The organism is Paenibacillus arenosi (genome assembly GCF_014841135.1).
In the GTDB taxonomy this organism is placed as follows: Bacteria; Bacillota; Bacilli; order Paenibacillales; family Paenibacillaceae; genus Paenibacillus_B; species Paenibacillus_B arenosi.
Genome location: NZ_JACYTN010000015.1, coordinates 17,487 through 35,997 on the forward strand (window position 1 = coordinate 17,487; position 18,511 = coordinate 35,997).

The 18,511-nt window shown below is 41.7% G+C and carries 2 protein-coding genes; both read right to left on the reverse strand.

Features of this window, described 5'->3' with window-relative positions:
• Positions 1-30 precede the first annotated feature (30 nt).
• Positions 31-10,743 carry a non-ribosomal peptide synthetase gene (locus tag IFO66_RS16020; protein WP_192026131.1) on the reverse strand — a complete coding sequence of 3,571 codons (10,713 nt, stop codon included), beginning with the start codon at positions 10,741-10,743 and terminating at the stop codon, positions 31-33.
• 22 nt (positions 10,744-10,765) lie between these two features.
• Positions 10,766-18,505 carry a non-ribosomal peptide synthetase gene (locus tag IFO66_RS16025; RefSeq protein ID WP_192026132.1) on the reverse strand — a complete coding sequence of 2,580 codons (7,740 nt, stop codon included), beginning with the start codon at positions 18,503-18,505 and terminating at the stop codon, positions 10,766-10,768.
• Between the last annotated feature and the right edge of the window lie 6 nt (positions 18,506-18,511).

Consider the following 18,511-nt stretch of genomic DNA (forward strand, 5'->3'; position numbering starts at 1 on the left):
TACAACACAGCTAGTAACACGTAAAAGGCCTTACGTCAGAATGATTTCATGCGATTGCAATAAGCATTGAATCAGTCTATCTGCATTTTCTGTAAACGGGAGTGCTACATTCACATAGAGATGTCCTTTATCGTGCCAACTTGTGAATAAAATGCGTTGTCTACCTTCTGTATTAACTTTATTAATCTCAGCATCTTTAAAATAATCTTGGGATGAATCCTGTTCACCCAAATAGTTGAAATTAATAGGCATGCAAGCAAATGCCTCACGAATATGCTGTGTGGAACGACTCCACAATTCTGTGGCAGCAGGATTATACATCAAATTAGCCATATTAAGAGAAGTATCATTTGCTAGCGCCACAAGTCTATGAATATTGTTGAACTGCTCAATAATATTTGCCTCCACTTCAAGCACAACTGGGATGTAATCAATACACTCTCCAACTACATGATAATAATTAGATTTATTATATTGTCGCCCATAATGCGTAAGCCACATAGGTATATGACGAAGTCCAAAGTTGACATTAAAGAAGGTAATAAACATTTCCAGTGCCTGTCTCCAGTTGCCTTCTACTCCGTCATAAACACACTCTGTCTTGAAGGTAATAGAAGTACTGTCTGTTGCAGCAAAACGATTGAATAGCTGCAAAGAATCGATTGCAGCAGAATGAAACTTTTCAAGGGCAAATCGTTGCATAATCTCTTCGTCGTCCATTTCTATTGGACCCAAACGAATTTGATTAACGAAATTCCGGTAAGTGCTCCCTGTATATGCAGGTAGATCCCAACCTTTTCCTAAACTATTGCAATATTCGATTAGCGAGGATTTAATTACTTCACTGCTCATGTAGTCAAAAATAGCGTGCGAGCAAGGCAAAATGATAGTATGTCGATGACTATCCATCTTCAAAACTAGTAACCTGTACATCAACGTGTCCGATGCAGTGTACGAACGAAGGAACCAATCATGCAGCAATTTCTGCATAATCAAATCTTGAGATGAACGGTCATAATTTGATAAGTCTACATACGGGATGCGAAGTTGATCCGGCATTGTGAGTAGTTTCCAACCTCCATCATTGCGCTTATCAAGTATACTGCGCAGCACATCTTGTCTAGAAATAAGATGGGTGATAGCGTCCTCTAGTACACTGCGGTCTACAGGCTGTTCCAATGTAAATATGGTCCCCGATACATCATGAACATCTAGATGATAGAACTGTGTTGGAGAAATGGGATATACCTCCTCCACTTCGCCTGCAAGCAATTCAGATACAAACTCCTCCTGCATAACTTCAATGCTTGCCATTAAATCCGTTATTTCTTGACTGCTGATTGTACGGTATTCGATAGGTTCGAACTTCATATCCAACGAATAAGAAGTTTCATTATGATTTGTCATCCATTCCGCCAATGATGCCGGTGTAGGGTTTGAAAATAATTGTTGAATCGAGAGATTCCACCCTTGCTTCGATAGTCTTGCAATAACTTCGATCGCGTTTAACGAATGACCACCGATTGAAAAAAAGTTATTGTAAACACTGATCGGCTTAACGTTAAGTACATCCTGCCATAGTTCTACGATCTGTTTCTCGATATCATTTCGTGGCTTAATGATTTCCTCTGTAGTGCTTATTTTTTGTTCAGGAGCTGGAAGAGACTTACGATCCACTTTACCGTTTGTTGTTAATGGAAGTCGATCCAGCAGGACGATATAGGACGGAATCATATACTCTGGCAAATGCTCCTTCAAATATGCTCTAAGCTCCTCCTCACTCATCTCAGCTACCACATATGCACACAATGATTTGCTTTCATCATCCTCTGTTACGATCGTAACAACAACTTCACTCACTCCGATGTGTTGGATGATTTGGCCTTCAATCTCTCCTGTTTCTACACGGAAGCCTCGTATTTTCACTTGGTAGTCGAGTCGGCCCAGAAATTGTACGTTACCATCTGGCAGCCATTTCGCCCTATCTCCCGTCTTGTAGATCCGCTCGCCTTGCACCCATGGATTCGGCACAAACTTCTCTGCCGTCAAGTCGACATTGTTCCAATAGCCTCTACCTACGCCATCACCGCCAACCCACAACTCACCTGGTATACCGATCGGCAGGAGCTGCCCATGCGCATCTACAATATAGGCTGTTGAATTGCTGATTGGTTTCCCGATTGGAATATTGGTTTCGATGTTGTCTTCAATGAAATACGTAAGAGAAAACGTTGTATTCTCTGTCGGCCCATATCCATTAATCATAACGAGATTCGGGCAACGATCACGTACTGCTTGTACTTGTTTAGTAGGCAAAGCATCGCCACCAATTAGTAAATAGGTAAGTGGCTCAAACAGGTCCGTTCGCTCTTGAGCAAGCTGACCGAACAACGCGGCTGTTAGCCACATCGTCGTAATGCTGTAGTTTTGAATCGCCTCTCCCAGCTTGTGAGGATTTAGAATGGTATATTTGTCTACCACATACAATTCCAAACCATTCAGCAAAGCTCCCCATATTTCAAATGTTGTCGCATCAAACACAGGCGCTCCTGTTTGCAGAATACGCTCACCTTCTGCAAACGGCATATATTGATTGTTTTTTACTAATCGCACTACATTCCGGTGCTCGATCATCACTCCTTTTGGACGACCCGTCGAGCCTGATGTGTACATAACATAAGCCAGATCCGTGACATTATCTTCTCTAGCTGCCATTTCGTTTACTTGCTCCGTGCTCGCCTTACTCCAGCTTGTCTCGTCTTCCAGTACAAGCATGGCAACATCTCCTGGCACCTTATCAGCATAAGCAGCTTGCACTAGTACAAGTTGGCATTGACTGTCATGAAGCACATATTCAATCCGATCCGATGGATAATCGGGATCAATTGGTACATAAGCGCTTCCTGCTTTTAGCACGGCAAGCATACCTACAATGATAGCGATCGATCGATCGCCGATTATTGCCACAGCTTGATTTCGTTTTACGCCTTGCGCTCGTAAAGCATGTGCCAAGCGATCTGCCCGCTCATTCAGCTCCTTATATGTAAGACGATCTTGCTCAAATGTAAGCGCAATCCGATCCGGTGTACTTGTCACCTGCTCCTCGAATAGAGCGTGAATCGTCCTCTCACGTGGATACGCTGTCCATGTATCATTAAACGATTCTAAAATTTGTGTACGCTCCACTTCAGTTAATACGCTTATTTGAGAGAGTAAAATATTAGGATGTTCCATTACGGTCTCTAGAATTTGGACAAAACGATTAGCCATTTGTTCGATCGTTGTGCGGTTGAATAAGGCTGTAGCATATTCAATATCTAATTCGATTCCCTGACTATTTTCAGTTATCGTGAAAGTCAGATCAAACTTCGCAATCGTTCGTGGTGTCGTATATGGCTCCAATATCAACCCTTCCGCTTGCAACTCCCCAAGCGACATATTTTCCACTGCAAACATCGTGTCGAACAATGGATTTCGGCTAAAGTCTCGTTGGATGTTCAGCTTATCTACCAACTGCTCATATGGATATTCTTGATGTTCGAATGCCTCCAACACGCACTCCTTTGTAGCCTGCACATAGTCCAAAAATGTAAGCGTTCCTTTCGGACAATTGCGTACCGCGAGCGTGTTGACGAACATCCCTACCATTTGTTCAAGATCAGCATGCGGACGACCTGCAGTCGGTGTTCCTACAACAATATCCTCCTGCCCACTGTATTTCGCTAACAAAACGGTATAGGCAGCCAGCATCACCATATACAAAGTAGTTCCTGTATCTGCAGCTAGCTTATGTATACGCTCGCGTAGATCCGTATCAAGATAGAGCACCAGGGTATCGCCTTCAAAACTTTGCATCTGAGGTCGCGGATGATCAAGCGGCAGCGAGAGCACTGGAAGCTCACCTCCAAACTGACAGAGCCAATACTGCTCCTGCTTATCTAACCGACCATTCTGTGCTTGTTCCTGCTGCCATACTGCATAATCTTGATACTGAATCCGAAGATCCGGTAACGTTTCTTCACCATACAGTCGGCTAAACTCTTCCACTAGCACACCAATGGAAGTACCGTCTGCAATGATATGATGCATATCCACGAGCATGAGATGCTCTTCATTTGAGATATGAAGTAGTCGCGCCCTGAATAGGGGACCATTATACAGATCAAATGGCTGCATAAAACCTTCCACTTCTTGTTCGAGCGTAGACTCTCCTCCTAGCAGTTCCTTTACATCTACAGCTTCTTGCCTAACAAGCCCCACCTGCTGCATCGGTTCTCCGTTCACCCAAGCAAAGGTGGTGCGTAGGGAATCATGCCGTTGAACTAAATGCAGAATGGTTTTTATCCAACGTTCCTTATCCACATTTCCCCACAAACGAACAATAACAGGCATATGATAAGCATGTCCTACCCCTTCTAACTGTTCGATGATAAATATGCGCCGCTGTGCATATGATACCGGATAATACACTGCAGGTGATGCAGGATTAATTTCGCAATAATTGCTATCATATCTACTTGTCAGCTGTGCCATATCCGATAAGATCGGTGACTTGAATATTTCCTTTAACGGAAAATCAGCATGTAACTCCTTACTAATTCGAGCAAGAAGTATAGCCGCTTTTAGGGAATGTCCACCAAGCTGAAAGAAATGATCGTTGCGTCCTACCTCATTCACTTTTAATATGTCTTTCCATATGTTAGACAGTCTGATCTCAATATCAGTCAGAGGTGGTATATACACGTTACCTCGACCTCGAATAGGCTGAGACTCTGGTTGCGGCAATGATCTACGATCTACTTTTCCATTTGGCGTTAATGGGAGCCGATCCATCCTAATGATATAGGACGGAATCATATATTCTGGTATTTGTTCCTTTAAATAGGTTCTAAGCTCCTCCGTGCCCATATCCGTAACCACATAGGCGCACAATGACTTACTCTCATCTTCTTCTGTTACGACTGTGACCACTACTTCACTTACTGCTTTGTGCTGTGCAATTTGGACCTCAATCTCACCCGTTTCTACACGGAAGCCTCGTATTTTCACTTGGTAATCTAACCGACCAAGAAATTGTACGTTACCATCCGGTAGCCACTTCGCCCTATCCCCTGTCTTATATATCCGTTCGCCTTGCACCCATGGACTCGGCACAAATTTCCCTGCCGTCAGCTCATCATTGTTCCAATAGCCCCTTCCTACACCATCACCGCCAACCCACAGCTCTCCTGGTACACCAATTGGCAGAAGCTCGCCGTATTTATCTACGATATAAGCGGTGGAATTGCTAATTGGTCTGCCTATTGGTATATTGCTTTCGACGTTGTTTTTAATAACGTACGTATGGGAGAACGTTGTATTTTCTGTCGGCCCATATCCATTAATGATAACGAGATTTGGACAACGATCACGTACAGCTTGAATTTGCTTCGCAGGCAATGCATCACCACCTACTAGTAAATAGGTAAGCGGCTCAAACAGGTCCGTGCGTTCCTGAGCAAGCTGACCGAATAATGCTGCTGTTAGCCACATCGTCGTGATGTCATAGTTACGAATCGCTTCTCCCAGCTTCTGTGGATTTAAAATGGTATATTTGTCTACCACATACAATTCCAGGCCGTTCAGCAAAGCTCCCCATATTTCAAATGTAGTTGCATCAAAGACAGGTGCTCCTGTCTGTAAAATGCGCTCACCTTCTGCAAATGACATATACTGATTATTTTTTACCAATCGCACTACATTTCGATGCTCGATCATCACTCCTTTTGGACGACCGGTAGACCCTGATGTGTACATAACATAAGCCAGATCCGTTACATTAACTTCTCTAGCTACCATTTTGTTTACTTGCTCCGCGCTAGCCTTACTCCAGCTTGACTCATCTTCCAGTACGAGCATAGCAGCATCTCCTGGCAGCCTATCAGCATAAGCTCCTTGCACTAGTACAAGCTCGCATTGACTGTCATGAAGCACATACTCAATCCGATCTAGTGGATAATCGGGATCAATTGGCACATATGCGCCCCCTGCTTTCAGCACAGCCAACATACCGATAATAATGGCAAGTGAACGATCACCGATTATCGCCACTGCTTGATCTCGCATAGTCCCTCTTGCCTGCAATGCATTTGCCAGTCGATCTGCACGCTCATTCAGTTCCCTATAAGTGAGTCGCTCTTCCTCAAATGTAATCGCGAACCGATCCGGCGCGCTTGCTACCTGCTCCTCGAATAGAGCGTGGATCGTCTTCTCACGCGGATACTCGGTCCATGTATCATTAAACAATTGTAAAATCTGTGTACGCTCATCTTCGACTAGTAAGTTAACTTGTGAAAGCAAAGTACTTGGATGTTCCATCACGATCTCTAATACTCGGACATAATGCTTAGCCATTCGTTCAATCGTTGCACGGTTAAATAAGGCTGTAGCATATTCAATATCTAATTCGATTCCCTGACTATTTTCAGTTATCGTAAATGTCAGATCAAACTTCGCAATCGTACGTGGTGTCGTATATGGCTCCAACGTCAGCCCTTCCGCTTGCAGTTCCCCAAGCGACATATTCTCCACAGCGAACATCGTGTCAAACAATGGATTTCGGCTAAAATCACGTTGGATATTCAGTTTATCCACCAACTGCTCATACGGATATTCTTGATGCTCAAATGCTTCCAAAATACGTTGCTTGGTCACTTGTACATAATCCAAAAATGTTACAGTTCCTATTGGGTAGCTGCGTAGCGCAAGCGTGTTGACAAACATCCCTACCATTTGTTCAAGATCAGCATGCGGACGACCTGCTGTCGGTGTTCCTACAACAATATCCTCCTGCCCACTGTATTTCGATAACAAAATGGTATAGGCAGCCAGCATCACCATATACAAAGTAGTTCCTGTATCTGCAGCCAGCTTATGTATACGCTCGCGCAACTCGGTATCAAGATAGAGTACTAGGATATCGCCTTCAAAACTTTGCATCTGAGGTCGCGGTTGATCAAGTGGCAACGTCAGTACTGGAATTTCTTTTTCGAACTGACTAAGCCAATACTGTTCCTGCTTGTCAAACTGACCATTCTGAGCTTGCTCTTGCTGCCACACTGCATAATCTTGATACTGAATCCGAAGGTTAGGTAACACTTCTTCTCGGTACAGCTGGCTGAACTCCTCGACCAACACACCAATGGAAGTACCATCTGCAATGATATGATGCATATCCACAAGCATAAGATGCTCTTCAGCTGAGATATGAAGCAATCGAGTACGGAATAGCGGGCCATGGTACAAATCAAACGGCTGCATAAAGTCTTCCACCGCTGTCTCTAGATCTGCTTCACCTCCAAACAGTTCCCTAACATCTACAGCTTCTTGCTTAACATGCCCCACCTGCTGCATCGGTTCTCCGTTCACCCAAGCAAAGGTGGTGCGCAGGGAATCATGCCGTTGAACTAAATGCAGAATGGCTTTTCTCCAACGTTCCTTATCCAGATTTCCCCGTAAACGAACGATGACAGGCATATGATAGGCATACCCTACCCCTTCTAGCTGTTCGATAATAAATATGCGTCGCTGTGCAGGTGATACCGGATAATACGCTGCAGGTGCTGCTGGTTCAATAGCGGCATACCGATTATCTGTTCCCGTTATCATTCGAGCCATGTCAGATAACAATGGCTGCTGGAAAATATCTTGTAACGGCAATCCAAATTGGAGCTCTTTTTTTATGGCTGAAACAAGCCTAATCGCACTTAGTGAATTTCCGCCCAAAGCAAAAAAATGACTATTAACTCCAACATACTCTACACCCAATATATTTTTCCAAATGCTAATCAGTTTTGCTTCTATCTCATTAGTAGGATTTGCATGTTCCTCACTTTCGATATCAGCCTCTTTCGGATACGGAAGAGATTGGCGATCGATCTTTCCATTAGAGGTAAGCGGCATCTTATCTAGAAATATCAAATAAGTAGGGACCATATAATCTGGCAATATTTTAGCAAGGCGACGTTTCATTTCAGTACTGGTTACGGCTTCTTCTGCAACCATATAGCCTACTAGTATCTTCTCACCATTCACTCGCTCTAAAATGGTAACGGCTGCTTCTTTAATCTCAGGCTGTTGAAACAAATGCCATTCAATTTCTCCTAATTCAACCCGATAGCCTCTAATCTTGACTTGATTGTCTATTCGGCCTAGAAATTCGATATTGCCATCAGGCAGCCAACGGCACAAATCTCCCGTTCGGTACATCCTTTCTCCTGACACATACGGATCTGGTATAAAGCTCGATTCTGTTAGATCTGGTCTATTCCAATATCCTCTAGCCAAGCCTGTACCAGCAACGTATAATTCTCCCGGCACTCCCACTGGTAGCAAGCATCCATCGTCATCAGCAATGTATACTCTTCCATTGGAGATTGGCTTTCCAATCGGGATATTGTGTAAAAGACTGCTTACCGGAAATACGGTTGAGGTAATGGTGTTTTCGGTTGGGCCATAATTATTGTAAATTTGGAAACTGCAACTTTCAAAATGTTTGAGCTTGTCTCCACCGGTGATCAGTCTTGTTAAAGTACGATTGCCCAGTTTGATGAATTGCTCGGTTATGGCAGCAGGAAATGCAGCAATTGTAACTCCTTTTGCTTCCATAAATTGATTGAGTGCATCAAGTTCCAATCGGATTTCTTCAGGTATAATAACGATAGAACTTCCTGCAAGGAGCGGTGGTACCATTTCACTAACGGAAGGGTCGAAGCCAAATCCTATGTATTTAGCACATTTATCATGCTTCGAGAATTTATAATATTCGACATACCATAGTGCGAAGTTCAACAGTGATCGATGCTCAATCATAACTCCTTTGGGCTTTCCTGTAGAACCAGATGTATAGATAAGATAAGCTAAATCCGTCGGTTGGACATGATGATTGAGATTGGAATGTTCAAAAAGATCTAACTGAATATCCTCAATTGCAGCATACCTAACTACCCATGCTGCCCATGGTCCTTTCCGCAAACAACTCTGATTCGACAATAACAAAGCAGCAGCACTATCTTCGAGCATATATTGAATACGCTCGATAGGATAACTATGATCAATGGGTAGAAATACGCCCCCCACTTTTGCAATAGCAAGCATACCAACGACCATTTCAGTGCAAGGCTCTAGCATCAGACCAATCACTTGTTGATGTGTTATTCCCTGTTCCTTCAACCAATATGCCAGTTGATTGGCACGTTCATTTAGTTGTTTATAGCTTAACTCCTGATCACGATAGACTACTGCAATGTCATCAGGACAGACTTGAACTTGTGCCTCGAATCTTTTTAGAAAGGTTCCATCTAAATCGTAAGACACCGTTGTTTCATTAAATTGTTCTAATAGGAGCGTGCGTTCGATGTCAGTTATAAGGCAGATAGCTCCGATACAAATTCCAGGCTGGTGACTAATCTGATGTAGGATATGTTTGAAGTGATGTTCTATGTTTTGCACCATGTATGCATCATAACAAGTAGCATTATATTTAAAATTAACTTCCAGCCCTTCGCTAGCGCTCACAATAACGTTAAAATCATAATTGGACTGCTCAAAATCTTGTTCTTCTTCGATTGTAAATGTATACGTCTCAGGCTCATCTTGAGGATTATGTTTAAACGGATAATTTTGAAATCCATATAAATGGTGAAGCAGCGTTTGTTTCAACTCAGAGTTAGATTGTATATCTGCTAAAGGGTAATAATCATAGTTTTGCGCTTCTACGCCAGAACGTTGAACCTGTTGAAGCATTTCATCAAAGCGATCATAATTATCCCACTTTATTCGAACAGGAATGGTATTAATAAATAACCCTATCATTTCTTCCACACCGTCAACTGCAGCAGGCCTTCCTGATGTAACTGTGCCAATTACTACATCATTGGTACGATTGTATTTGCCTAACATGATGGCCCACGCAGATTGCAATACGGTGTTTAAGGTCACCTGCTGCTTCTTGGCAATGCTTTCTAGTCTGAATCTTACATCTTCGTCAATTTGAAAAAAATGATCGACTTGGACATATTCCTGTTTGTTCTCCTGCCCATTTACCCCCATGGACAAAGATGGCAGTATGGCTTGCGTTGAATAACCTTCAAGGTATTTCAACCAAAACTGCTTGGCTTCATCACGATCTTGTTGCTCCAACCAACGAATATAATCTGCGTAAGGCCTTACTTTACTTATATGGAGTGGTTGGCTATTCAACAGTACGTTATAGTACTCAAGCCACTGCTGAAGCAGTAGCTTGAGACACCATCCATCCATCAAAATATGATGATAGCTCCATACAATTTTAAATCGATCCTCACCCACTCGGAATACAGCGAGACGAATCAACATATCTTTTGCTAGATCAAAACCGTTACGTTTATCTTCTACTGCATATTGTTCGATAAATGCGTCGGCTTCCGTTATATCCATCCCATTATTGGATAGATCCTCGTACTTAATAATAAGCTCTCGTTTCTTAAATACGATTTGCTTCGGACTTTTCAAATTCAAATGCATAAAGTTAGTTCTTAAAATATCGTATTTTTCTATTAAAATATTAAAACTTTGCTCCAATAAGCGCACATTAAGTTCACCAAGAAGCGTACATTGAAATTGTTCGAAATATGCCGGTGATGTTGGATTCAGTAAAGTGTGAAATAGCATTCCTTCTTGCATCGGCGATAAAGAGTAGACGCTTTTAACTTCCAATTTCTCCAACCAAATCCCTCCCGCAGCAAATCTAATTACTATAGAACTGTAGAATTTCGTCTAATTCCTCTGAGGATAAATCCTCTGCACCAACATCTGATGCTGTTAACTCTTTTTCCTCTTTCGAGATACAATGTTCTAGAATTCTCAGGAGTGCCAACTGGAACGCATCAGCCAACTTGGCAATATGGCTATTGCTAAATTCATTTGCGTTATAATCGATCATGATCCTCAACTTACCATTCTCAATTAGTCCGCCAATATTTAAAGCTACTTCTCTATCTCCGTCCATACTTTCATTTTGCCCACAATCTAATGGAGAAACTTGAAATACACCTGTATTGATATCTGTATCGAACTGACCAAGATAATTAAATTTGACCTCAGGCTCTAGCTCAACATGCATGCCTTGTTTATGCTCTGCCGCAGTCAAATATTTTAAAATCCCGTATCCGATCCCTTTATTCGGTACACGTCTAAGTGATTCTTTCACGTTTTTAATCGTGTACGAGAGATCATTTGGAGCGCCCATATCCAGCCCAATTGGGAATACCGATGTAAACCATCCCACAGTTCGACTTATGTTGACTTTATCTAGTAACTCCTCTCTCCCATGACCTTCTAGAGAGATTGCCACTTGTAGATGTCCTGCCCATTGTTGAATGGCAATACCAAGTGCTGATAAAAGCAAGTCATTAATTTCTGTACCGTACGCTGCATGCGCAGGCCCTAGGAGCAATGCAGTCTCGTCCTGCTGAAGTTCAAAAGAATACTTTCGGTTGTGTTTTACTCTTATATCATTACTATTACTCAAGCTTTCCTTAGGCAAAGGAGCGATGTTCATTGCATTTACTTGAGCCCAATAAGACATTTCCTTCGTTAACGTCTTACTATTTGCATATTTCAACAACTGCTCTGCCCAATATTTATAAGAATCCGTTTTTGATGGGAAGACAATTTGCTCATTACGTGTTAGCTGCATATATCCTGATGCGAAATCCTCAAATAAAATGCGCCATGACACACCATCAACAACTAAATGATGGATTACAATGAACAAATGATCTCCATTCTCTGTGTGATACAATGCAAGCTTTACTAATGGGCCATCAGCTAAATGGATCGAAGATTGAACCGATTCAGCATGTTGTAGAATGGCTGATGAAGGATCTAAAAGATGGGAAACATCAACATATTCTAGCTGAGGTGCTGAAGCACTTAACTCTTGATTAATTTGGATGATAGAACCCTTTTCATCTTTATACACCATACGCAAAGCATCATGATGCTTTACGATATGACCCCATACTTGCTCCACTATTTTTGCATCATAACCTTCTCGGTTGTACAACATGACCGATTGATTCCAATGGTGGGCATTAACGAATGATTGTTGGAAGAACCAATGCTGAATAGGAGTAAATGGCACCTCCCCTTCAACTGCACGCTGGTCGATTTCTCTATTCTCTGAAGTTACCCAAGGGCTCAACTGAGCAATTTGTGGATACTGGAACAAATCTTTTATTTTCATACGGTAACCTAATGCGCTAAGTCTAGAAGAGATTTGAATCGCTTTAATCGAATCTCCACCAAGTTCGAAGAAATTATAATTGGTTCCAATTTGCTGGTGACCAAGTACTTCTGCCCATATTTCTACCATATGTGACTCAAGTTTGCTTGCAGGATCAACAGCGACTTTCGTTGTACCTACATTTAAATTGGGTTCAGGCAGCGCATTACGGTTAATCTTCCCGTTATCCAATAACGGCATAGCTTCCAAATATACAAAATACGTAGGAACCATATAATAGGGAAGTGCTAGTGAAAGTTCAGACTTCAAACTCTCTAAATCTAGTATTTCATTTGAATTTGAGGTCAGATAAGCACATAAATAAGGATCTTCCCCCTCTTTCGTTAACACTTTGACCACTGCTTCTTTCACAACAGATTGTTGAAGAAGCACTGCCTCAATTTCTTCTAGCTCAATGCGAAAGCCTCTTATTTTCACCTGAAAATCTTGACGACCGTAGTATTCGACTGTACCGTCTGCTAGCCATCGGCCCATATCCCCTGTCCGATATATCGTTTGTCCAGGTACATCCGAAAACGGATCAAGGATAAAGGAGCCCTTCGTTCGTTCAGAATCTCTGATGTACCCTCTACCTACACCAAGTCCACCTATACATATTTCTCCAACAACTCCAAGAGGACATAATTGTATTGCTTCATCCACGATATATACATTTACGTTAGGTATAGGTATTCCAATAGGAATAAGCTGCATATCCTCAGGAGCTTGCTTCATTAGATATTGAATACTATCATCCGATGCCTCAGCAGGCCCGTACGCATTAACCATCGGAATAGGAGAGCATAAACGGAACCAACGATTCACTGTCTCTGGCTTGACAGCTTCACCCGTGATCATAAGCATACGTAATCTTGATGGTGCAAGATTACCTTTTTCAAGTACGTCCATCATGACAGATAAATAGGTCGGGACAACTTCCAATAAGGTTATGCCATCATCATCCATGCGGTGAAGAAACGTCTCCACATCTAGAATTAGGGCATTTGAGTAAATAACAGTAGTTCCACCAATAGCTAGCGGTCCAAAAAACTGCCACACCGAAATATCGAAACATACGTTGGCATTTTGGGCAAACACTAAGCTCTCATCTAAATGTAGTTCATCCGCTTCTGCTAGAATATGATTTAACATGCCAAGATGCTCAATCATAACTCCCTTCGGCTTGCCTGTTGATCCAGAAGTAAACAAAACATACGCCAAATCATGTATATCCGATTCGACCTTAGGATTTGATACAGACTCTGACAGCAATTGCTGTTCAATTTCATCAATAAACAGAACCGTTCCTTCAAATGCTACCTGTCGAACCGTTTCCTTGTACTCCGATGACGTAATCCACAATGACGCCCCAGAATCTTGTACAATATTTCGCTGACGTTCCATCCCATAAGCCGGATCAATAGGAACATAAGCTGCTCCTGCTTTCCATACTGCCAGAACACTCTTTATAAAATGCGGTGTCCGATCTAACATGACAGCCACGACTTCTTCACGAGCTATTTGCTGCCGTAACAAGTAATGTGCCAAGCGATTGGCATGCTCATTTAATTCACGATAGCTAATTCGTTCATGCTCATAAATAACTGCGACGTGATCTGGAGTGCTTATAGCATATTGCTCAAAACGCTGAGCTGCATTTTTACTAAAATCGTAATCCTTTTGTACGCCACTGAACTGTTGAATAAGATGTCTACTTTCCGTATCCGACAATACATTTATAGCCCCAATAGCTACACTAGGATCAGACGCAACTTGGTCTAGAATATATAAGTAATGTGATGAAAGTTGCTTAGCTGTAGATTCCTTAAATAAATCGGTGCAATATTGTAAATCAAAATAAATATTATCTGTCTCTGTAAGTGCATCTAACATGAGGTCAAATTTCGCTGATTGGTGATTTAATTCTTGTGGGGTAATATGCAAGTTGTCTAATTGGATTTCATGTTCTTCAGCATCAAAAAGATTAAACATGGTATCAAATAATGGATTGCGACTCGTATCTCGCTTCACATCAAGTTCGTCAAGCAATTGCTCGAATGGATATTCCTGATGCTCCATCGCTTCGAGTGACAATTCTTTAATCGTATCTACTACCTGTTCAAATGTTTGTTCAGGTTGCGACTTGATTCGTAATGCTAGCGTGTTAACAAACATCCCAAGCATATTGTGTAAATCCGGATGATTACGGCCTGCAACGGGCGTGCCGATTATAATATCATGCTGAGCGGAATACTTGTTCAACAGCAAATAATAAGCAGCAAGTAGAACATGATATAATGTTGCTCCATTCCGTGATGCAAACTGATTCAACTGTGCGGTGAGTTCAGCGCCTGCTGTAAATCTCAGCGTATTACCTGCAAAACTTTGTTGGACTGGCCTCCTGTAATCTAAAGGCAAATTTAGCAGCGGTAATGACCCACTAAACTGCTCCAACCAATAGCCTTTATGATCCACCATTCTTGAGTCAGACAAACGTTGCTGCTGCCATACTGCATAATCCTTATACTGTAGAGCTAGTTCAGGCAACTGCTGTTGTGTATATAGAGCAATGGTTTCGTTAACAATAATCTGTCCTGATATGCCATCTGAAATAATGTGATGCATATCAACAAGTAAGATATGGTCCTGCTCGTCTATCTTCAACACTTCCATCCGAAGCAACGGAGCTTCTTCTAGATAGAACGGTCGAACAAATGCACGCATAGCAGAGTCAATTGTTGCTTCTGACCCCTCACTTCGTTCAATAGCAAATGAAACATTCGTACATTCCCTTTGTACAATCACTCCATCAATCGTTTCAAATACCGTTCGTAATAGATCATGCCGTCTTATTAAAGCTTGCACAGCCTGTTCTAACCTTGCAACATCCAGCTCTCCTTGAATTCGATACGCACTTGGCATATTGTAGGCTACACTTCTCTTATCCTCCAACTCATGTAATACGTACATTCTTTGCTGCATGGAGCTAACGGGATAATAGTCACATTTTTCAGCTACAGGTATTTGCTCTATCTTAGCAGGAGTCAATGTATGAATGTAATCAGACATTTCGCGGATCGTAGGTAGACGGAACACATCTCTTACCGACACATTTACGTCCAAGCGATTATAAATTTTGGAGATCAATACAGTTGCCTTCAGAGAGTGACCTCCACAGTTAAAGAAGTTGTGCTCTATTCCCCAATGATGTGGGCCTAATACTTCACTCCATATCTCACATAGCATTTCATCCGTTGTGTTGCGTGGAGCAATATATTCATCGTGAACTCGATGCGATGGACGTGGCAGTTGTTGACGGTCTATTTTCCCACTTCCATTGAGGGGCATTTCCTCTAATCGCATAAAGCATGCAGGTACCATATAGGATGGCAAATAACGACTTAGATACGATTTTAATTCGTCATCATGTATAGCTTGATAACTCTTATAATAGGTACAAATATAAGACTCTTCGTCTTCCTTCCATACTACAGAAGCCACTTCAATAATTAATGGATGGGAGGCAAGATGATTTTCAATCTCACCAAGTTCAATTCGAAATCCTCTGACTTTTACTTGATGATCGCGCCTTCCCACAAATTCGATCATTCCATCTTTACGCCATTTACCAAGGTCACCCGTTCTATACATCCGTACCCCTGGATCAGATGTAAATGGATCGGTTAGAAATACTCGCTGAGTCCGTTCCTCGTCATTAAGATACCCTCTACCAACTGCAATCCCACTCACGCAAATTTCACCGGTAACACCTTCTGGACATAACTGAAAATGTTGGTCAACGATATAAATATTAACGTTTGTTAATGGACTTCCAATAGGAATCTGTTCCATGCTTCCAGAAGGGTACTCATCGAATTTATACTGACATACATCATCCGAAGCCTCAGCAGGTCCATATGCATTTATCATTGGAATAGCAGGACATAACGAGAACCATCTCTTCACAATTGCTGGAGTAGCCGTTTCTCCGGTTATCATCAATAAAGACAAGTTAGAAAGAACAATAGAATCCTGTTCAATCAAATCCATCAGCACCGTTAAATAGGACGGCACAACCTCTAAAAGCGTAACAGCGTCTGTTTGAATTCGTTCTATACATTTTCGCGGGTCCATTACAATGTCATCAGGAATAATAACAGTTGTACCTCCAAGTGTTGGACCACATACGAACTGCCATACAGAAATGTCAAAACAGTGGCTAGCATTCTGTGCAAACACAAGTTCCTGAGATAAACCTAGAGCTTCTTGCTGAGCTAGAATATGGTTGAGCATACCTAAATGCTCGATCATAACCCCTTTAGGTTGTCCTGTTGATCCCGATGTAAATAGACAGTATGCTAAGTCATTCACGGATATTGGCAAATCAAGATTAATGCTTTCCTCCTGCTCAATAACATTCATCAGCTCGTCTAGCTCGACCAATTTTGCACCAAGTCTTTGCTTCAACGTATCCGTTGCACAATTCGCTTCGCTAAGCAATATTCGTGCATCAGAGTCTATCATAATGGACATAATTCGCTCTTCTGGATGACTCATATCTAGCGGAATATAAGCTGCGCCTGCTTTCCATATGGCTAATATACTTTGCAACATTAATGGAGAACGCTCCATCATAATTCCAACAAAGTCACCCGGCTGTAGGCCAAGTCGAACTAACCTTCTAGCAATTTGATTGGCTCTATCATTTAACTGTCCATAGGTCATATGCTGTTCTCTATACTTCACAGCAATGGCATGAGGATTGTGCAATACCCGCTCTTCAAATAATTGATGAACCGTCTTAGTAAGAGCATGTTCAAAAGTTGTTTTCTTTCCATTAAACAACTGAACAATCTGTGCATGTTCCTCTTCAGTAATGATGCTAAGATCACCTAACGTAATTTGCGAGTTATCTATCATTTGATTGACTAATTGCTTTAGATGGAACTCCATTCTCTGTACAAACGTTTCTTCGTAAGTATTTCCATTGTACGTAAACCGAACCTCTATCTCATCACCAGGAAACACCGTTACATCAAAGTCATAATTCACTTGTTCTTCTACTACAACATCTGAAATGGATAGTTGATTGTTATTTCCATGATTACTATCGATCAGCTCAGACTCCAACGGATAGTTTTCAAAAACCATAATATGCTGGATTAAGTGCTGCTTTAATGTCGTTAAGGATTGAATGTCTGCTAAAGATACGTGCCCATGAGTGTTAGCCTCAGCCATAGCAACGTTTATGTTCTGCAGTAGATTAGGTAAAGTCATGTCGCAGCTGCCTGTTACTCGTATAGGAACAGTATTAATAAATAGACCAACCATCTCTTCGATACCGACAATCTCCGGCGGCCTGCCGGAGATTACCGTACCAAATACGACATCATCACTATGATTATATTTTTGCAGCAATATGCCCCACATAACATGGAACACAGTACTTATGGTAACTTTCTGTTCAGAAGCAAGCTTTAACAAGTCGCGACTTGTTTCTTCGCTGAAGCGGAACGAATGACGACGATATTTAAATTCCGCTAATGGATTATAGCTATGTTGACTAGGGAGTAAGGTCTGATTTTCAAAGTCACGTAAATAATCAGACCAATACTGTAATGCGCTGCTGCTATCTTGAGCATTCAACCAAGTCAAATAATCACGAAATGGATATATCGTGTGATTTGGCATCCATTTACCTTGCTGCAGCTCATGATAGACACCGAATAAATGTTTAGCAATAATACCAAGGCACCAGCCATCCATAATAATATGATGGAAGCTAAATACCACCTTATATGTGGAAGACGTCGTTTGAAATAGAGACAATCGAATGAGCACATCTTGTTGCAAGTCAAAACCTTTTTCCTTTTCACGATTCTTAAACTCTTCTACATATTGCTGCTGCTCGAGTGGACTAAGATCTGTAAGGTCTACAAAAGGAATATTGGTCTCTACCTTCCGAAGTACGACCTGTAACGGTTGCTCTGATTCCCTGTAGATAAACACAGTTCTTAACACGTCAAAGCGTTCAATAATCTGATTAAAACTTTTCTCCAGCAGCGCTACCTCAATCTGACCGCTTAATGTAAATACAAACTGCTCAAAATAAGCATTTGATTCAGGATCAAGCAAGGAATGAAATAACATACCTTCTTGAAGTGGAGTCAACGTGTATATATTTTCGATCTCATAATTCAATGCTCG